An 18,310-nucleotide genomic window follows, 5' to 3' on the forward strand; every position below is an offset into this window, starting at 1 on the left:
GAACCAGGTGAGATCAGAATGAAAATTGATAAGAAAGTCAAAACCGATGTTTTGGTCGTGGGAAGCGGATTATCAGGGATAAAAGTCAGCAAAGAATTGGCTGATCAGAAGCACCATGTTCTGCTGGCAACAAAGATGAAGGTGGCATCTGGTTCGAGCTTTTATCCTTTAAAAGCTTCACTTGGAACACAAGTATCCAAGGATAAAAAAGATGAGCAGACTTTTTTAAGTGATATCGAAGAGTTGAGCCGGGGCATGCATCGTCAAGACTTGGCTGAGGTATACGTTCAGGAGATTGCTGAAAGAGTCAAAGAATACCAAGATATCGGTGTTAAGGCCAAGAAGTTAGAAGGGGAGCGCAAGGCTTGTTTTGCGCCCCATTCTCGTGATATTTATTTGTTAAGTGATTGGGATCAAATTCGGGAAAATGTTCGAGGCATTTTTGCGCAATATGGTCATCTTGCTATCATGGAAAAAACCGTCGTCATTACTTTAATAAAGAACGCAGAGCGGATTGTCGGAGCACTTCTCCTAGATGAAAAGAATGATCTCGTTTTAGTTGAATGTAAGGCTGTTATTTTGGCCACGGGCGGGTTTGGAAGTATTTATAAACACAATTTAAATCCAAATGATGTTGATGGTTCTGGACATATTCTCGCTCTTGAAGCAGGTGCCAGCCTCGTTAATATGGAATTCATTCAATTTATACCGGGTATTACAACTCCTCGCTATAAAACCTTATTTGGAGAACATACTCTTATGTACTGTCACGATGTTATAGACGAGAATGGGGAAAGTTTGTTGGATTCCTTTCTTCCTAAAGGTCTTTCGAAAAAAGAATGCTTGGAAATCAGAAGTACACATGGACCGTTTACTCATTCACTGGAATCTAAGTATTTTGATATTGCCATGATGAAGAATATTATTTCTTCAAGAAATGAAAGAGGCTTTCAGCTTTTATATGATCAAGAGCTGTATGAGAATGCAGAGGAATTTTACACCGTTTATTTAAATTGGTTAAAAGAAAAAAATATTCATTTAGTTGAAAACGAAATCCGGATTGCTCCTTTTGCTCATGCCAGCAACGGTGGTGTCTACATTGACACCTATGGCCGCACTGGAATGGATGGCTTGTATGCCATCGGGGAACTTTCCTGCAATATTGAAGGAGCCAACCGTCTTGGAGGAAATTCTACAGGTGCTTGCATGGTATTTGGCAAGCGAGCCGCGGCCGACTGTGGAGAGTACATCCGGAAAACAGAAGAATATGAGATTAGCGAAGAGGAGCAGCTTGCTCACTTAGAGAAGTTATTCAGGGCTAGTCATAACAATAAGGAGATTATTGGCCATGAATACAAGAATTTAGAGGAACAAGCTCACCACGTGATTGACAGAATCAAAGAGATCATGTGGTATGATGGAAATGTGGTTCGTACTGAGAAGCAGCTAATACAAGCGCTTCAAGAAATTATAATATTGGAATCACAATTAAATGTTCGTCTCATTTTTCAACAGCCTACTACAAGAAAACTTGCGATAAAAGTAAAGAATTTTATGAAGCTTTCACAAATTTTACTACAATCGATGCTTGAGAGAAGAGAAAGCAGGGGAGCTCATTACCGTGAGGATTACCCTTATGAAGATCCAGTATTTGAGAAGCGTTTATTCGTATCGGAACCACAGGCTGGAACGCTGCAATTTACGTTTCTAAATCAATAGCTTTCTTTTATCGTCCACTAAAAAGTGAGAAAAACCTGTATATAGGTTTTTCTCTTTTTAGTGTTAAACACCGGTACTTTTCTTATTTAAAATGAAAAAGGAGAATGGACCATGATGCAATTGGGCGTGATTGATATTGGAGGAACCTCTATTAAATATGGAGTCGTTAACAGGGAGGGGATCCTTGTTAGTCATGACTCTACTCCGACCGATGCTCTTAAAGGCGGAAAGGCACTGATGGAGAAAGTCTTCATTATTTGTGACAAACTGATGGAACAGTATACACTAGAAGGGATCGCAATTAGCTCTGCTGGTCAAATTGACCACCGAAATGGGGTTGTTGTCTTCGCAACAGATAATATTCCCGGCTATACCGGAACACCAGTAGCAGAGCTCGTTGCTAAGCACACGAGGCTTCCGGTAGCCGTCGAAAACGATGTAAACTGTACGGCACTCGGCGATTATTGGCAGGGTGTGGCAAAGGGAGTCAATGATTTTCTCTGTATTACAATTGGAACGGGGATTGGCGGAGCCCTATTTTTAAATGGCAGACTTTATACAGGAGCTCATTTTTCAGCAGGGGAAATAGGCCATCTGTGCCTCTATCCTCACGGCAAGCCTTGTACGTGCGGGAATAAGGGGTGTTATGAACAATATGCCTCTAGTTCAGCATTAGCAGAGCTTGCGAAAGCTGAATTTGGGACGAGAATAGATTTAAAAGAATTTTTTACGAAGGCTAAGCAAGGAGAAGCAAAAGCAGTAACGGTCTTTGAGCATTGGGTAAATGATCTTACTACAGGCTTACAGTCTCTCGTTCATATATTCAATCCGCAATTAATTGTCATTGGCGGAGGCATCTCTGCTCAGGGGGATTTTTTATTGGACGCTGTAAAGTCCTCCCTTTATAAAAAGATCATGCCGAATCACCGCAAGACACTAGAAGTCAAGCTTGCCCAGCAAGATAACAAAGCGAACCTATTGGGGGCAGCTAAGCATTTTCTGATGATGAATGAAAGTTTAACGTAAATAGAATGGCTTAAAATGGCAAGTTATTAAACATTTAAATCATAGGGGAGAGCGTAATGATGAAAACGAGGTCAATGAATGGTCCTAAGCCTTCCATCGTTATGGAGCAAAACAAACATAACTTCACCAAGTCGGATCACAAAATTTACGAATACATTCTAGCAAATCCGGAATCGGTTCTCTACCATTCATTAACGGAGTTGTCCGATGCAAGCAAGGTGGCAGAAGCGACTGTACTGCGCTTTTTTCGTAAATTAGGGTATAAAGGATTTCAAGATTTTAAATTTTTATTAGCTCAAGAAGTGGCAGCTGAATCAAGTCAGCATTCTCAAGAGACTTACATGGAACGAATTCGAACGAACATGGTTCAGTCAATTGAGGATACGTATGATATTTTAGATGTTCCATCGCTTGAAGGCAGTATTGCCGCTATTGATCAATCCGAAGACGTTGTTATTTTTGGGATTGGTTCATCAGGAATCGCCGGCCTTGATATGCATAATCGATTAATGCGGATTGGCAAAAATGTCAGTATTATTACCGATCCCCACTTCCAAGTGATGCGTGCTTCCTCCTTAAATGAAAAATCAGTAGTGGTTGCCATCAGTTTAACAGGAAGTACAAAGGACATTGTGGATACAGTTCAAATTGCCAAAGAAAAGAAGGCAATCGTTATTGCTTTAACGAACTATGTTAAATCTCCTTTAACGAAATATGCTGATTATATCTTGCTCACTTCCGCCAAAGAAAACCCGCTTGATAGTGGATCGCTCGTCTCAAAAGTGACTCAGCTTTATTTGATTGATTTAATTTGTACCGGTCTTACAGTGAAAAACTATCAAGAAGCGAAAAAAGTAAAAATGGAGATTACTGAAAATATTGCGAGCAAGCTTTATTAATCCTATCTCCGTTTGAGAGGAAAGGATCGATTGTGTTGAATCCGATTTTAATAAAGAATGCAACAATTTATGCTGAAGAAGAAGTGATTGAAAAGGGGTATTTACTCATAAAAGAAGGGCAAATCGCCGGCATTTTTAAACAAGAGCCGGAGAAGCTGCCTGAACATGTCCAAATAATCGACGCGACAAACTTACTTGTTCTTCCGGGCTTCATTGATGGTCACATTCATGGGGCGAATGGTGCAGATGTGATGGATGCTACAGAGAGCGCATTAGAGGTAATGGCATCGGCTTTACCGAACGAAGGAACGACCAGTTTTCTCGCAACGACGATTACACAAGCTCCGGAAAACATTGAGCAAGCTTTAATAAATCTAGCAAAGCATCAAAATAAAGAGGGTCAGGCAGAAGTAATCGGTGTTCACCTGGAAGGACCGTTTGTAGAAAAAAAGCGAGCTGGTGCCCAGCCGCTGCCATACATTATCAAGCCGGATCTTGACTTGTTTCAAAAATGGCAGCAGCTATCAGGTGGCCGGATTAAAACGATTACGATGGCGCCTGAGCATGACCCAACCGGAGTCTTTATCAAAGAGTTAACAGCGTCTGGCGTAAATGTATCAGCTGGACACACGGATACAGATTTTGCCGGAATGAAAAGAGCCGTTTCCTTTGGAGTTCGTCAGGCTACGCATTTGTGTAATGCGATGTCAGGCATTCATCATCGGGATATTGGCGTCGTAGGAGCGGCACTTCAATTAGAGGAGTTAAGAAGTGAGTTGATTACAGACGAAATACACGTATCCCCTGAGATGTTACAGTTAATTTTCGATCATGTAGGAAGCAAAAGGCTGATGCTGATTACTGATTCGATGCGGGCTAAGGGGCTTGCTCCCGGTCATTACGAGCTTGGTGGACAGCCTGTGAAAGTAACAGAAGATCGCGCCGTTTTAGCAGATGAAACGCTCGCCGGCAGTATTCTCAAAATGAATGACGGTGCCAAAAAGATGCTAAAGCTTAAAGGAGTCACCATTTCGGATATTATTGAAATGGCTTCTGTCAATCCGGCAAAGCAGATCGGAGTATTTGACCGTAAAGGCAGCATTTCAATTGGGAAAGATGCCGATGTGATAATAGTAGACGATGAAATAAACGTTCAATACACCATTTGCCGAGGTGCTATTGCATATAGCATAAATTCTAAAAATAAAAATTAGAATTTAACTCATCGTATTAGTCTAAGATGATAAAATACTGTTCAGCAACTGACTGGGCTTGCTTAAATGAAATATAGCTGAATTGACAGATCATGTATTGAAGATTACGGAGTATTTTTCAGTCAATTCAGTTCTTAATAAGAGCTGAACGATGAATATAAAGAGAAGTATATAGTATTCACTATCAAAAACCGATTATTCCTGAGCGCAGGAATAATCGGTTTTTTTATTCACTAGAGGTATGACTCTCATTTGAACATTATAAAAGATCACTTTTATTAATTTTCCAGAATGGTGTGATACTATAGAAAACTTCCACCACCTTTTTTCGATCGAGTGCACCTCTTCATTTAGAGGGACCACCAAAGCATGCAACTATTACGACTGTGAGCTAATCGCTTCCACAGCTTAAGAAAAGCTTGATGTGATGTTAGCATAGGGGAACAGAAATCAAGACCAAGATATACGTCATTTCTTGTGATCAAAAATTTTTAAATACAGGCTGTACTGCTGGCTTCGCTTGTGTAGATGCACTAAGGGATCAGTGGACAGGTAGAAGGGCTTTAAAGAACTTAAGGCGGCCGTTGTCCTTTTCTTTCACTTTTTACCAAGAAGAAACTACTAGAGGCGTTTTACTTTAGGGAATAATAACATCAGGCATTCAAGTAACTTAAGGAGGGTTAAAAATGGATAAAGAAATGAATTATGGGAGTGATTACAAGTTCATTCCAGCCACTTCCATCGGCAGTGGTATTGGGATCGCGGTATTACCTGATTTATTCTGTCACACTGTCCAAATTGTCAACTTTTGTTTAGTAGGAAATCCAAATACAGCTGATTTTGTTTTAGTGGATGCCGGAATGCCTGAATCTGCTAATGAAATTATGTCTGTTACCGAAGAACGGTTTGGTGCAAACAGCCGACCGAAAGCGATTATTTTGACCCACGGCCATTTTGATCATGTCGGAGGATTAATTGAATTGGTCAAGCATTGGAATGTTCCCGTCTATGCTCATCAAATGGAGATGCCTTTCCTGACAGGTCAGAAAAGCTATCCGGAACCGGACCCTACAGTAGAGGGCGGGATGGTAGCCAAAATGTCCCCTGCGTTCCCTAATGAACCGATAGACTTAGGAAATAACGTACAAGTGCTTCCTTCTGATGGAACTGTTCCTCATATGCCAGGGTTTAAATGGATTCATACACCAGGACATGCTCCAGGTCATATTTCGTTATTTCGGGAAAAAGACCGGGCATTAATTGCCGGAGATGCTTTCGTTACGGTGAAACAGGAGTACCTGTATAAAGTGTTCACCCAGGAACAAGAGATAAGCGGGCCTCCTCGCTATCTGACAACAGACTGGGAAGCTGCCAAGGAATCGGTCATTAAGTTAAATAAATTAAAGCCTGCAGTTGCTGTTACTGGCCATGGGCTGCCAATGTCCGGTGAATTGCTAGCAACAAGCCTGGAAAAACTCGTTAACGAATTTGATCAGGTTGCTGTACCTGACTATGGAAAGTATGTAAATAAAAATAGGCATTAAAGAAGAGGCCATCTGTATGTTCTTCCACATTAAAGAACAACCGCGCAATCTGTATACGTATGAAATGCGGGAGATATTAGGTCGTAAAGACGGTGAAATCACCGTCTTTATCCAATATCTTTTCCAAGGGGAACAGTCAAGGAAGCTTAGTTGCAAAATTAGGGCTCTTCGCACGTAATTCAATAAATATTTAATCAATCATTTTATCTGGCGGCTCTATCCATTCATTGCCGCTCTTTCCAAGATAGCGTGATAAATAGGGCAACCGCCAGGATAATACCAGAGAAGATATAAGGAAAATCCATATTAGGATCAAAAAAGATATATCACCCATAGCAGGAGCTATAATATTTCCTAAGCCTGTATAAGTAGGGTTCATTCCTGCTGCAAATCCCTAAAAAGGCTCCAGCTATAAGGCACAATGGAGCGATAATTGCGGAAAAGAGATATTTGCAGGAGGGCAGGAAGAGACGGGTTTTGCATGAAAATATGGAAGTCTATTTCATATAAAAAGGACGCCTTAGAGACGTCCTTAAGTCGGCTTTGCAAGCCCATCTTCTTATTTGGCTGATACAGGTATCTGTAACTTATCTATTTTTCTATAGATTGTTCTTACACTTACCCCTAAGTCTTCCGCGACTAATTTTTTCCCTTCATGATCGTAACCATACTGGTTGAGCTTTTGAATAAGCACCTCTCTCTCCATTTCTTTAAAAGCTCTTTTTTCCTTTTGAAGAGAGTGATTAGTAGCTTCCAACTTTTTGAGAGAGGGGGGTAAGGACGAAACGCTCAACTGCGCACTTTTTTCCATGTTCATGCTATACTCAAGCACATTTTCTAACTCCCGAATGTTTCCAGGCCAGTGATGTTGTTTTAACCTTCTTAAAAATTCTTTATCGCATGTTTGAATAAATTTACCCGTTCTTGTCTGAAGTTTTTCAATGAGTACAGGCACGATTTCATCGATGTCTTCTTTTCTTTCCCGCAAAGGAGGCAAATGAATCGGAATAACATTAAGTCTGTAATAGAGATCTGAGCGAAATTGTTTCGATTCCATTAACTGCTCTAATGATTGATTAGCCGCCGCAATGACACGAACATTTACTTCTTTAGAAACCGTTCCGCCAATTCTTTGCACGACACCATCCTGCAATACTTTTAGCAATTTAGGCTGCATTTGTAGAGGAAGATCAGCAATTTCATCTAGAAAAAGGGTGCCTCTATCTGCTAGTTCGAAATATCCTGGCTTTCCCGTTTTTCTTGCTCCGGTAAAAGCTCCTTCTTCATAACCGAATAATTCACTTTCAAATAAAGACTCTGGAATACTTGCACAATTTATTTCAACGAAGTTTCCTTGCCGAAAGATACTTCGTTCATGAAGCATCTTTGCCAATAAGCTTTTCCCCGTCCCGGTTTCTCCTGTAATGATAATAGAAGAGGTACTGTTAACAAGGCTTTTCATCAATTCTTTTAAATCATGTAATGTCTCACTATTTCCGAGAATATAGTCCGTTTTCTCCGTCTCTTTCTTTGATATCAGTTTAAAATCCCCAAGTTCATGGAGGATGTTCATGATAACGTCACTTAATTGTGACATCCAATGGCTGTATTCTTTCTGGCTTTCCATTAGTCTTTCCTCACCGTCCGTAGAAAAGCTCACAAATGCAAGGTAGCCGTAGTGTTTTTCATCTTCAACGATGTTCCGTACAATCTCAACGGTTGATGGGCAGTTTTTTTGAAAATGACAGCCTTGGCACATTTTCATATGCCCCGGTTTATGAAGAAAGCTGATCGGATGCTTATACAGCTTTCTGAAAAACGGTAAATGTACCCGGTTTCCTTTCCTTTTCCTGTATTCCTCTGTTGAAGCGGTCAGTACACCTTCATGATTAAAAAAAGCTATTTCGATTTGTAAGAGTTCTGAAAATGTATGAATGACTTTTGTGATGACATTGACTGACGACAAAAGAAACCCTCCTTTAAATGGCAAGTAGTTAAGGACGTTTGATAAAAAAGAAAAATCGAAAAATTATGAAATATCGTGAGCGGCTATCGGTGTTAAAACCTGAGTTTGAAAGATTTTAGAAAGTTTTCTAGGTCTAAGTAACTGGAGTGGAATATATTATTCATGATTATAATTTCCGAATTCCAAAAATGTCAATAACGAATAGATATTGACATTTTTGTCAAAAGGATGCTGGGAAGGTTTTTTACAAACGTTGATTTTACGTAGTTTATTAACTTGGCATACTTATTGCAATATAGACTAGCAAAACCATAAAGGAGGTTATTTTTTGGAAAAGGACTATTTTCAACTAAAAGACAAAGTCTCTGTTGTGACAGGGGCAGCATCAGGAATTGGGTATGCTACAGCAGAACTTCTAGCTGAGGTGGGAGCCAAAGTTATTCTTCTTGATATTGATGAGGAGAAGGGTTCGCAAGCTGCACAAAGTTTGCGCGAAAAAGGCTTTCAAGCAGAGTTTAAAAAGTGCAACGTCACTAGCAAGTTGGATTGCGAAGAAGTTGGTAATTACATCAAAGAAACGTATAAAAACGTCGATGTACTTTTCAATAATGCCGGAATCATAAGAAGAAAAACAGTGGTTGATCTGGAAGAGTCTGAATGGGATGCCGTTATCGATGTCTCTCTAAAAGGTGTATACCTTTTATCAAAATACCTGATTCCCGTCATGGATAGCGAACGTGGTGGAAGCATTATCAATACGGGTTCAGGATGGGGCTTAAAAGGCGGTGATAAGGCTGCAGCCTACTGTGCTGCAAAAGCCGGCGTTGTCAATTTGACAAAAGCGATGGCCATTGATCATGGACCGCAAAATATCCGGGTGAACTGTATCTGCCCAGGCGACACTGACACACCGCTATTGAGAGACGAGGCGAAACAATTACAGGTAGAAGAAGGAGCTTTTCTTAAAGGATCGGCAACAGACCGTCCATTAGCTAGAATCGGTACACCGCGTGACATCGCAAAGGGCGTCTTATTCCTGGCAAGTGATTTATCCGCTTGGATGACAGGGACAGAGCTAGTTGTTGATGGAGGCGGTTTAGCTTAATCACAAAAATTTAGGAGGTATTACTATGACAAACAAGGTGCATCCTTACATACCGAATATGGTGCCTGAAGTAAAAGAAGAAATGTTAAAAGAAATCGGCGCTCAGTCTACTATGGAGCTGTATTCTTGTATTCCTGAAGAACTTCAGCTAAAAAAAGACATGGATATTCCAGAAGCATTGACTGAATATGAACTGCGCCGTCATGTAGAAGGTTTATTAAGCAAAAACATTAGCGCCAACGAATACTTGAATTTCTTGGGAGCCGGATGCTGGCAGCATTTTGTTCCGGCTGTTTGTGATGAAGTGAACCAGCGGGCAGAATTTTTAACAGCTTATGCTGGTGAACCTTATGAGGACCACGGTCGCTACCAGGCTCTATTTGAGTATCAAAGTTTGCTGGCAGAACTCGTCGATATGGACGTTGTAAACGTACCTACGTTTGACTGGGGGCAAGCAGCAGCTACCTCCATTAGAATGGCAGCCCGTATAACAGGGAGAAAGAAAATCTTATTAGCAAGCACAGTTGCACCAGAAAGATCAAAAATTGTTGTCAATTATGGATCTCCGGAGCTTGAATTTGATTTTGTAGGCTTCGAGGAAAATACAGGCTTGTTAGATTTAGACGATCTAGCAAGCAAACTATCTAATGACACAGCAGCAATCTATTTTGAAAATCCTTCCTATTTAGGGTTCATTGAGTCCCAGGGAGCTGAAATTTCAAAACTTGCTAAAAAGCATGGCGCTCTTATGGTTGTTGGAGTAGATCCTATTTCGTTAGGTGTGCTCGCACCGCCAAGCCAATATGGCGCTGACATTGTTTGCGGTGACTTGCAGCCTCTTGGAATGCATATGAACTACAGCGGCGGGCAAGCCGGATTCATCGCTACACGAGACGAAGAGAAGTTTGTAAATGAGTACCCATCCCGACTATTTGGCATCGTGCCAACAGTCAAAGAAGGCGAATATGGATTTGGCGATGTAGCCTACGAACGAACTTCTTTTGCCTTGCGCGAAAAAGGAAAAGAATCTGTAGGAACACAAACGGCATTATGGGGAATTACAGCCGGTGTATACCTATCTTTGCTTGGCCCGAATGGAATGTACGAGCTGGGACAAACCATTATGCAAAATAGCCAATATGCAGTTAAGCAGATTAACAAAATTCCAGGAGTAAAAGGCTCAAGGTTGAGTTCTCCTTTCTTTAAAGAATTTATTATTGATTTTAATGATACAGGCCTTTCAGTTGAGGCTATTAATAAAAAGTTATTAGAGAAAAAGATTTTTGGCGGCAAGGATCTTTCTAAGGAATTTCCAGAGTACGGTCAATCCGCTCTATATTGTGTGACAGAAGTGCATACAAAAGATGATCTTGATCAATTGATCACATCTCTAAAAGAAATAGTGACGAACTAAACTGCGCAAGAAGAAGGGAGAGCTGACAAATGGAAAGAATCCAAAGAAAGAGCAAAGTAAGGGATTTTCACCAGGCAAAGTGGAATGAACCAGTTATTTTTGAACTGCATCAAAAAGGGGAAAGAGGAGTCGAAATTCCTCTTTCTAATAAAGCTATCGTATCAGAAGTAGGTGATGGGATTTCAGCGATCCCTGACAGTATCGCTAGAAAAGAAAAACCAAACCTTCCTGAGATTGGCCAGGCCCGCGTCCTTCGACATTACGTTCGCCTATCTCAAGAAACGCTGGGTTCAGACTTTAACGTTGAAATTGGTCAAGGAACTTGTACGATGAAGTACATTCCAAAGATTAACGAACTATTGGTAAGAAACCCTAAAATCATGGAACTGCATCCTCTTCAAGACGAGAGCACTGTTCAGGGAATGCTCGAGATCATCTACAAGCTCGATTTATGTATGAGAGAAATTTCGGGAATGGATCATTTCTCTTTCCAGCCAAGCGGCGGTACTCAAGCATTATTTGCCATGGCGGCGATTGCTAGAAAGTATCATGAATCCCGCGGAGAAGCGGATCAGCGTAATGAGATCATTACAACGATTTTTTCTCATCCTTCTCAGGCCGCTACAGCTGCTGTAAAAGGATTTAAAGTGATTACATTGCATCCAGATGAGGATGGGTTCCCTGACATTGAAAAGCTGAAAGCGGTTGTTTCAGAACGCACAGCTGGATTTGTTGTGGCGAACCCGGAAGACACAGGGATCTATAACCCTAGAATCAAAGAATTCACTGATATTGTTCACGAAGCAGGAGGCATCTGCTATTACGACCAAGCAAACGCAAATGGGCTTCTCGGAATCACGCGTGCAAAAGAAGCCGGCTTCGATATGTGTTTCTTTAACCTTCATAAAACATTTGCCGCTCCTCATATGTGCGGAGGACCGGCAACAGGCGCACTCGGTGTAACGGAAGAATTGAAAGAATTTTTACCTGCTCCAATTGTGGAGTTTGATGGAGATAAATATTATCTTAACGAGGACCTTGAGCATTCGATCGGCAAGGTGCGCGCCTTTCACGGCGTAGCCCAAACCGTTTTAAGATCATATGCCTGGATCCGCGCGCTAGGGCCAGACGGGTTAAAGGAAGTTGCTCAAACAGCGGTGCTTAATAATAATTATCTGTATCACAAAGTGCAAAAAATCCGCGGTGCAAGCGCTCCGTATGTAAAAGGACAGCGCCTTGAACAGGTGCGATACAGTTGGGAGCAGATGGCAAAAGAAACAGGCGTCACGACAGAAGATGTACAGAGAAGGATGACAGATTTCGGTCTTCATTACTGGACTAGCCACCATCCGTATATAGTGCCTCAGCCGTTTACTTTAGAGCCAACTGAAAGCTATTCAAAAACCGACCTGGATGAGTACATTGCAGCCCTTGAACAGATCTCTGAAGAAGCCTATGAGAATCCGGAAGTTGTTCAGAATGCTCCGTACAACAGCACAATTCATAAATTGGATGAACAAGACTTTCTCGACGATCCGGAGAAATGGTGCATTACATGGAGAGCCTATCAGAAGAAAACAAAACAGCCAGAACGCATATAAATCCGGAAGGCAATCAAGTCCAAACTTGATTGCCTCCCTTATATAATTTTCCTTCAATAAAGTAACAGCAGTGAGTGAGAAAAATCCTATTGATAAGAGGTGTATGTAAATGAAAAAGGTAGCGTCACTAGCTTTACTTATTAGCGCGTTCTTTCTTCTTGTATTAGGCGGCTGTGCATCCGACGGAACTAAAGAAACTAGCACGGCGAAAGAAACAACTGAAAATGATAAAGAAATGAAGCTTGTTAACGAAGGAAAATTAACGTTCGCTATGAGTGGCCTGCTTAAGCCACTCAACTACAAAGAAAACAATAAATTAGTTGGTTTTGATGTAGAAATTGGCCAAGAAATAGCTAAACGTGCTGGACTTGAGCCAAATCCGGTAACAAATCCGTGGGAAACCATCTTACAAGGGTTAAAAGGAAAGAAATACGATGCGATTATCGGAAGCATGACCGCTACAGAAGAGCGTGCCAAACAAGTGGATTTTTCAGACCCGTATTACATTTCCGGTGCTCAAATATTTGTGGCTGAAACAAATGATACGTTGAAAACAAAAGAAGACTTAAAAGGTAAAAGAATCGGGATTGTGCAAGCTAGCACGTACAAACAAGATGCCGAGAAATATACGAAAGACATAAAGGGTTATCCAAGCGATGTATATGCTTTGCAAGATCTTGAGCCAGGACGAGTTGATGCTGTCATTACAGACAAAATCGTCGGCATTAATGCCATGAAAGAAGCAGGACTTAAAATAAAAACTGTAGATGAAATACTGAAACAAGAAAATATCGCGGTTGCCGTCAATAAAGACAACCCAGTTCTTTTAAAGAAGATAAATGAAGCGATTGCATCTATGGTGGAAGATGGGACTTATGAAGAAATCAGCAATAAGTGGTTCGGAGAAAACCTTTTAGAAAAATAAAAAGTTTACCCATTTTATTGGAGTAAGTGTGATAAGGAGATGAGGTAATCTTGAATTCCATAACTAGTATGATTTCTATTTTTCAAACACATGGATTCGAATTTCTAAAAGCTACGTTGACCACCGTACAACTAACAGCTGTTTCTTTGTTAATCGCTATGATCATTGGTTTGGTTTTCGCCTTTTTCAAAGTTTCAAATATTTTTGTTCTCGAAAAGCTGGCTGATACGTACATCTTTCTCGTACGAGGCATGCCTTTAATTGTACAGCTTATGTTTTTGTACTATGGCATATCCAGTGTATTCGTACTTTCAGATTTCACAGCAGGTGCCATCGCTTTAGGTATTCATTCTGGCGCCTATATAGCTGAGATATTTCGAGGTGCTATCCAATCTATCGACCGTGGGCAAATGGAAGCAGCTCGCTCCTTAGGGATGCCATACTCTCTTTCAATGCGTCGTATTATTTTGCCACAGGCCTTTAAAAGAGCGGTTCCATCATTAGGCAATCAATTTATTATCGGATTGAAAGATTCTTCACTTGTAGCCTACATCGCTGTAACAGAATTATTCAATCACGCTCTCTCTGCGCAAGCCGAAAACTATATGCCATTTGAGACCTATTTTGTGGTTGGGATTTATTATCTGATTCTTGTTCTGATCTTTACGTTAATCTTTAACAGGATTGAGGCGAGGTTAGATGTGAGTAAAGGCAGAAAGCGTAGAGGAGGTAAGCGATTTGATCAAGGTAAAACAGCTGTGCAAAGCGTTTGACGGGCTGCAAGTCCTAAAGAATATTTCTATGGAAATTAACAAATCCGAAGTCGTCGTTTTGATTGGGGCGAGCGGATCAGGAAAAAGTACCTTATTAAGATGCCTTAACTTTCTTGAAATAAAAGACAGCGGCGAAATTGAAATTAGTGGTCAAGTCATTGATACAAAGAAAACGAATCTCAATAAAGTGCGTGAAGATATGGGGATGGTGTTTCAACATTTTAATCTATTTCCTCATATGACCGTGCTGGCAAACGTAATTGAAGCGCCTATTCATATAAAAAAGAAAAGCAAGCAGACAGCGATTGATCAGGCGATGGACATTTTACAAAAAGTAGGACTGGCGGATAAAGCTCATCATTATCCTGAACAGTTATCTGGAGGACAAAAGCAACGGGTGGCAATCGCCAGGGCACTGGCAATGGAGCCCGCTGTCATGTTATTCGACGAACCTACCTCTGCATTGGATCCTGAGCTTGTTGGCGAAGTTCTTGAAACAATGAAAAACTTGGCAAGGGAAGGAATGACAATGGTCATTGTTACACACGAAATGGGGTTTGCCCGCGAAGTAGCGGATCGGGTAATTATGCTGGCTGATGGCAATATTATCGAGGACGGTCACCCAAGTGTGTTCTTCACTGATCCTAAAGAAGAAAGAACTCGTCGCTTTTTACAACAAGTATTATAAATAAACGAGCATTTTATAAGGAGAGTGTTAGCCAATGCTACACTGCGGAAAAGATGTTTTAAATTTAACCGATAAATTAGTGCGAATTGAAAGCGTTGTCAACACCAAAGGAGAAATTGATGTTGCAAATGGCTTGCATCAGCTTATAAGTTCCTTTCCTTACTTTCAAAAGTATCCCAAAAACCTTATTAAATCCAGAACAGAGAACGATGAAGTCGAACGTTACAACGTAATGGCGTTTGTAAAAGGTACAAAGGAAAAGAGTAACAAAACTGTTATTTTGATGGGTCATACTGATACGGTTGGAATGGAGGATTATGGTCATCTAAAAGACAAAGCATGTTTTCCGGATAAGCTTATGGAAGCACTGTCGAATGAAGACCTTCCCGATCTCGTTAAAGAGCACCTGAACTCTGGCGAGTGGCACTTTGGCCGAGGTGTTTTAGATATGAAGAGTGGGGTCGCAAGCCATCTCTATCTCTTAAAATATTATTCCGATCATCCTGAAGAGTTAGCTGGCAACCTTGTTTTGTTAGCGGAATGCGATGAAGAAGACAGTTCTCATGGTGTGTTGTCCGCTCTTACAGATTTAAAGCGTTGGAAAGAAGAGCATACATTTGAGTACTTAGCCCTTATTAATTCTGATTTTGTAGCTCCTCGATTCGAAGGTGATACAAAGCGCTACATTTACAAAGGAACCGTTGGAAAGCTGCTTCCGTCTTTTTTTATTACAGGTATAGAGACACATGCCGGTTCTTGCTTTGAAGGATTGGATCCTAACTATATAGCAGCGGAATTAACGAGACAAATTAGTTACAATCCGGAATTATGCGACCAGTCTTTGGGAGAAACTCCAGTTCCGCCAGTATCTCTGAAACAAACAGATTTAAAGCCAACTTACACTATACAAACAGCTTTGGCTGCCTATGTATATTATAATTTTTTTATACAATCATGGTCTCCAAAAGACGTATTAGTGAAGCTGAAGGAACAAGCGGAAACTGCCTTTGATAATGCTTTAAACAATTTAAAAGCAAGACATAAAAGGTACTGTGAAATCAGTGGACATCCTTACAGCGAACTGCCTTGGAAAACCAGAGTAATCGTTTATGAAGATATGCAGAAGTCGTTGATTAAGGAGCATGGAGAAAAGTTTATTGAACATATGGCTGCCTTTAAGGAAAAACTGCTGTTAGACAGTACTCTTGATACGCGTATGTTTTCAGCTAGGGTTGTAGAAGAAGAATGGAATTGGATGGCGGATAAAAGTCCGGCTATTATCTTATTTTATTCTTCACTCTATTCCCCACGAATAGAGCTGACTGGCAAAAATCAAGCTGAACAAAATTTATTGAACGCACTAGAAGAAGCAATTAAAGTTGTCCAGCCTCATTATCCTTATCCTATTGTCACAAGAAACTACTTCCCTTATGTATGCGACATGAGCTGCGTGGCGCTAAGCGACGATGAAGAGGGCGTAGGAGCCGCTAGTGTAAACAATCCAAGCTGGGGCACGAAACATTACGTCAATTACCAAGCTATTCAAGAGATTAATGTTCCTACTATTAACATTGGTCCATACGGATATGATGCTCATAACAGATATGAACGCATGGAACTGAAATATTCGACAGAAATGGTACCAAACATTACAAATGAAGTTATTTGCAGGCTGTTAGGAATGGACGGCAAAGAAATTAGTCAAACTTTATCTGAATCGACAATTACAAAAAGTTAAGCAAGTAACGTTAAAATTAGCGGAAAATTCAGAAATAAATAGAGTTATTATAGAGAAAGAGGGGAGTTTATGAGTAATTTAGAAGTTAAACCAACCATTGAAGAGCATGCTGCCTCTCCAGCTGGAAAGCTGGAGAGGGGATTACGTTCCCGTCATATATCCATGATCGCGATTGGCGGGGCGATCGGTACAGGCTTATTTGTTGCCAGCGGGGCAACAATAAGTCAGGCAGGCCCAGGAGGAGCGTTTATTGCTTATCTCGCTATCGGCTGCATGGTCTATTTTTTAATGACAAGTCTTGGAGAAATGGCCACCTACTTACCTGTTTCGGGATCGTTTGAAACGTATGGTACTCGCTTTGTCGATCCCGCCTTCGGGTTCACTCTTGGATGGAACTATTGGCTGAGTTGGGCCACTACCATTCCTGCAGAATTGGCCGCTGGCGCATTAGTTATGAAATATTGGCTGCCGGGATCTTCCGATCTTTTATGGGGTGGCATTTTCTTAACTCTAATATTTCTTTTGAATGTACTTTCCGTTAAAGGATACGGCGAAGCGGAGTTTTGGTTTGCCGGAATCAAAGTTATCACAATCGCTGTCTTTTTAATTGTCGGGGTTGCTATAATTTTTGGTATATTTACTGGTCCTGCAGTAGGTTTTGAGAATTTCACGAAGGGTGAAGCCCCCTTCAAAGGCGGTTTTTTAGCGATTATAGGAATTTTCATGATAGCCGGATTTTCATTTCAGGGGACAGAAATGGTCGGCATTGCTTCAGGTGAGAGCGAAAATCCTGAAAAGAATGTCCCACGTGCGATTCGCACTGTTTTCTGGAGAGTATTGATTTTTTATGTGTTCTCTATACTTGTTATTGGGCTTATTATTCCTTATACAGATCCGAGCCTTCTCAAATCAGATGTTGACAATATTATGATAAGTCCATTCACACTAGTGTTTCAAAAAGCTGGACTGGCTTTCGCTGCTTCATTAATGAATGCCGTTATTTTAACATCTGTTCTATCGGCTGGGAACTCTGCTACTTATGCTTCAACACGTATGCTCTGGGCTCTTGCGCAGTCCGGCAAAGCTCCTAAGTTGCTTCGTAAAATAAATTCAAAAGGGGTACCTATCTATGCTCTCTATGCCAACATCCTTTTTGGATTAATAGTATTTCTATCTTCGTTTGTGGGTGATGGAGTAGTATATTTGTGGCTTCTTAACATGACAGGGCTAACCGGCTTCCTGACTTGGGTCGGTATTGCGATCTGTCACTATAGATTCCGTAAAGCTTACGTAGCACAAGGCAGGGACCTTAATGAATTAAAGTTTAAAGCAAAATGGTATCCGTTTGGACCTTTATTAACTTTAGTATTATGTACGATTGTTATTATAGGCCAAGGAAGCGATATTATTTCGGGAGACACTATTAACTGGTATGGTCTGCTTGTTTCATATATTAGTTTACCGGTCTTCATTATCCTTTGGTTAGGCTATAAGATAATTAAAAAGACGAAAGTCGTGCCATTAAAAGAGTGTGACTTTAACAGGGATAATGTATAAATCCATCACCATACACTTGTTCCTATGAAACCGAATCATGAACCTGAAGGCTGCAGGTCTTCAGGTTTTCTTTAATTTCTACTAGCAAATATCACCAATAAAGGAGTTAGCTCAAACGAAGCCATAAAAGTTATAGTTTGA

At 40.7% G+C, this 18,310-nt stretch carries 14 protein-coding genes; 13 read left to right on the forward strand and 1 reads right to left on the reverse strand.

Translation table 11 applies throughout. The features are described 5' to 3' along the window. Positions 1–18 precede the first annotated feature (18 nt). The 5 genes from A8F95_RS04335 (at position 19) to A8F95_RS04355 (ending at position 6,402) form a co-directional block, all read left to right on the forward strand. Entirely contained in the window at positions 19–1,719 is a 1,701-nt protein-coding gene (locus A8F95_RS04335) for an FAD-binding protein (RefSeq protein WP_065409377.1), read from the forward strand. 111 nt (positions 1,720–1,830) lie between these two features. Beyond that, positions 1,831–2,745 carry an ROK family protein gene (locus A8F95_RS04340; protein WP_245671078.1) on the forward strand — a complete coding sequence of 305 codons (915 nt, stop codon included), beginning with the start codon at positions 1,831–1,833 and terminating at the stop codon, positions 2,743–2,745. A 56-nt stretch (positions 2,746–2,801) separates the two neighbouring features. Continuing rightward, the gene (locus A8F95_RS04345) at positions 2,802–3,644 is read left to right on the forward strand and encodes a MurR/RpiR family transcriptional regulator (protein WP_342669934.1); all 843 of its coding nucleotides are present in this window, start codon (positions 2,802–2,804) and stop codon (positions 3,642–3,644) included. A 35-nt stretch (positions 3,645–3,679) separates the two neighbouring features. Continuing rightward, positions 3,680–4,858: an N-acetylglucosamine-6-phosphate deacetylase gene (gene nagA, locus A8F95_RS04350; RefSeq protein WP_077247215.1), complete on the forward strand. Its 1,179-nt coding sequence runs from the start codon at positions 3,680–3,682 to the stop codon at positions 4,856–4,858. 686 nt (positions 4,859–5,544) lie between these two features. After that, positions 5,545–6,402: an MBL fold metallo-hydrolase gene (locus tag A8F95_RS04355; protein WP_065409378.1), complete on the forward strand. Its 858-nt coding sequence runs from the start codon at positions 5,545–5,547 to the stop codon at positions 6,400–6,402. Positions 6,403–6,961: 559 nt separating this feature from the next. On the opposite strand, the gene A8F95_RS04360 is transcribed toward A8F95_RS04355, so the two are convergent. Beyond that, the gene (locus A8F95_RS04360) at positions 6,962–8,368 is read right to left on the reverse strand and encodes a sigma-54 interaction domain-containing protein (protein WP_065409379.1); all 1,407 of its coding nucleotides are present in this window, start codon (positions 8,366–8,368) and stop codon (positions 6,962–6,964) included. A 328-nt stretch (positions 8,369–8,696) separates the two neighbouring features. Here A8F95_RS04360 and A8F95_RS04365 point away from each other — a divergent pair, with 328 nt between their 5' ends. The 8 genes from A8F95_RS04365 to A8F95_RS04400 all read left to right on the forward strand — a co-directional run bounded on the left by A8F95_RS04365 (position 8,697) and on the right by A8F95_RS04400 (position 18,169). Next, the gene (locus tag A8F95_RS04365; protein WP_065409380.1) at positions 8,697–9,473 is read left to right on the forward strand and encodes an SDR family NAD(P)-dependent oxidoreductase; all 777 of its coding nucleotides are present in this window, start codon (positions 8,697–8,699) and stop codon (positions 9,471–9,473) included. Positions 9,474–9,498: 25 nt separating this feature from the next. After that, positions 9,499–10,887 (forward strand): aminomethyl-transferring glycine dehydrogenase subunit GcvPA, encoded by a 1,389-nt coding sequence (gcvPA, locus tag A8F95_RS04370; RefSeq protein ID WP_065409381.1) that lies wholly within the window; start codon positions 9,499–9,501, stop codon positions 10,885–10,887. Positions 10,888–10,916: 29 nt separating this feature from the next. Next, positions 10,917–12,488, forward strand: coding sequence for an aminomethyl-transferring glycine dehydrogenase subunit GcvPB (gcvPB, locus tag A8F95_RS04375; protein ID WP_065409382.1), 1,572 nt, complete (start codon positions 10,917–10,919; stop codon positions 12,486–12,488). 109 nt (positions 12,489–12,597) lie between these two features. Then, positions 12,598–13,413 (forward strand): ABC transporter substrate-binding protein, encoded by an 816-nt coding sequence (locus A8F95_RS04380; RefSeq protein WP_065409383.1) that lies wholly within the window; start codon positions 12,598–12,600, stop codon positions 13,411–13,413. Positions 13,414–13,481: 68 nt separating this feature from the next. Beyond that, on the forward strand, positions 13,482–14,186 hold the full coding sequence (locus A8F95_RS04385; RefSeq protein ID WP_065409384.1) for an amino acid ABC transporter permease: 705 nt from the start codon (positions 13,482–13,484) through the stop codon (positions 14,184–14,186). Then, positions 14,152–14,874 (forward strand): amino acid ABC transporter ATP-binding protein, encoded by a 723-nt coding sequence (locus A8F95_RS04390; RefSeq protein ID WP_065409385.1) that lies wholly within the window; start codon positions 14,152–14,154, stop codon positions 14,872–14,874. The genes A8F95_RS04385 and A8F95_RS04390 overlap by 35 nt, the downstream gene beginning before the upstream one ends. A 34-nt stretch (positions 14,875–14,908) precedes the next feature. Further along, positions 14,909–16,612 carry a M20/M25/M40 family metallo-hydrolase gene (locus A8F95_RS04395; protein WP_065409386.1) on the forward strand — a complete coding sequence of 568 codons (1,704 nt, stop codon included), beginning with the start codon at positions 14,909–14,911 and terminating at the stop codon, positions 16,610–16,612. Positions 16,613–16,681: 69 nt separating this feature from the next. Next, the gene (locus A8F95_RS04400; protein WP_065409387.1) at positions 16,682–18,169 is read left to right on the forward strand and encodes an amino acid permease; all 1,488 of its coding nucleotides are present in this window, start codon (positions 16,682–16,684) and stop codon (positions 18,167–18,169) included. The last annotated feature ends 141 nt before the right edge of the window (positions 18,170–18,310 follow it).

It is taken from the genome of Pseudobacillus wudalianchiensis (assembly GCF_001685015.1).
GTDB lineage: Bacteria > Bacillota > Bacilli > Bacillales > Domibacillaceae > Pseudobacillus > Pseudobacillus wudalianchiensis.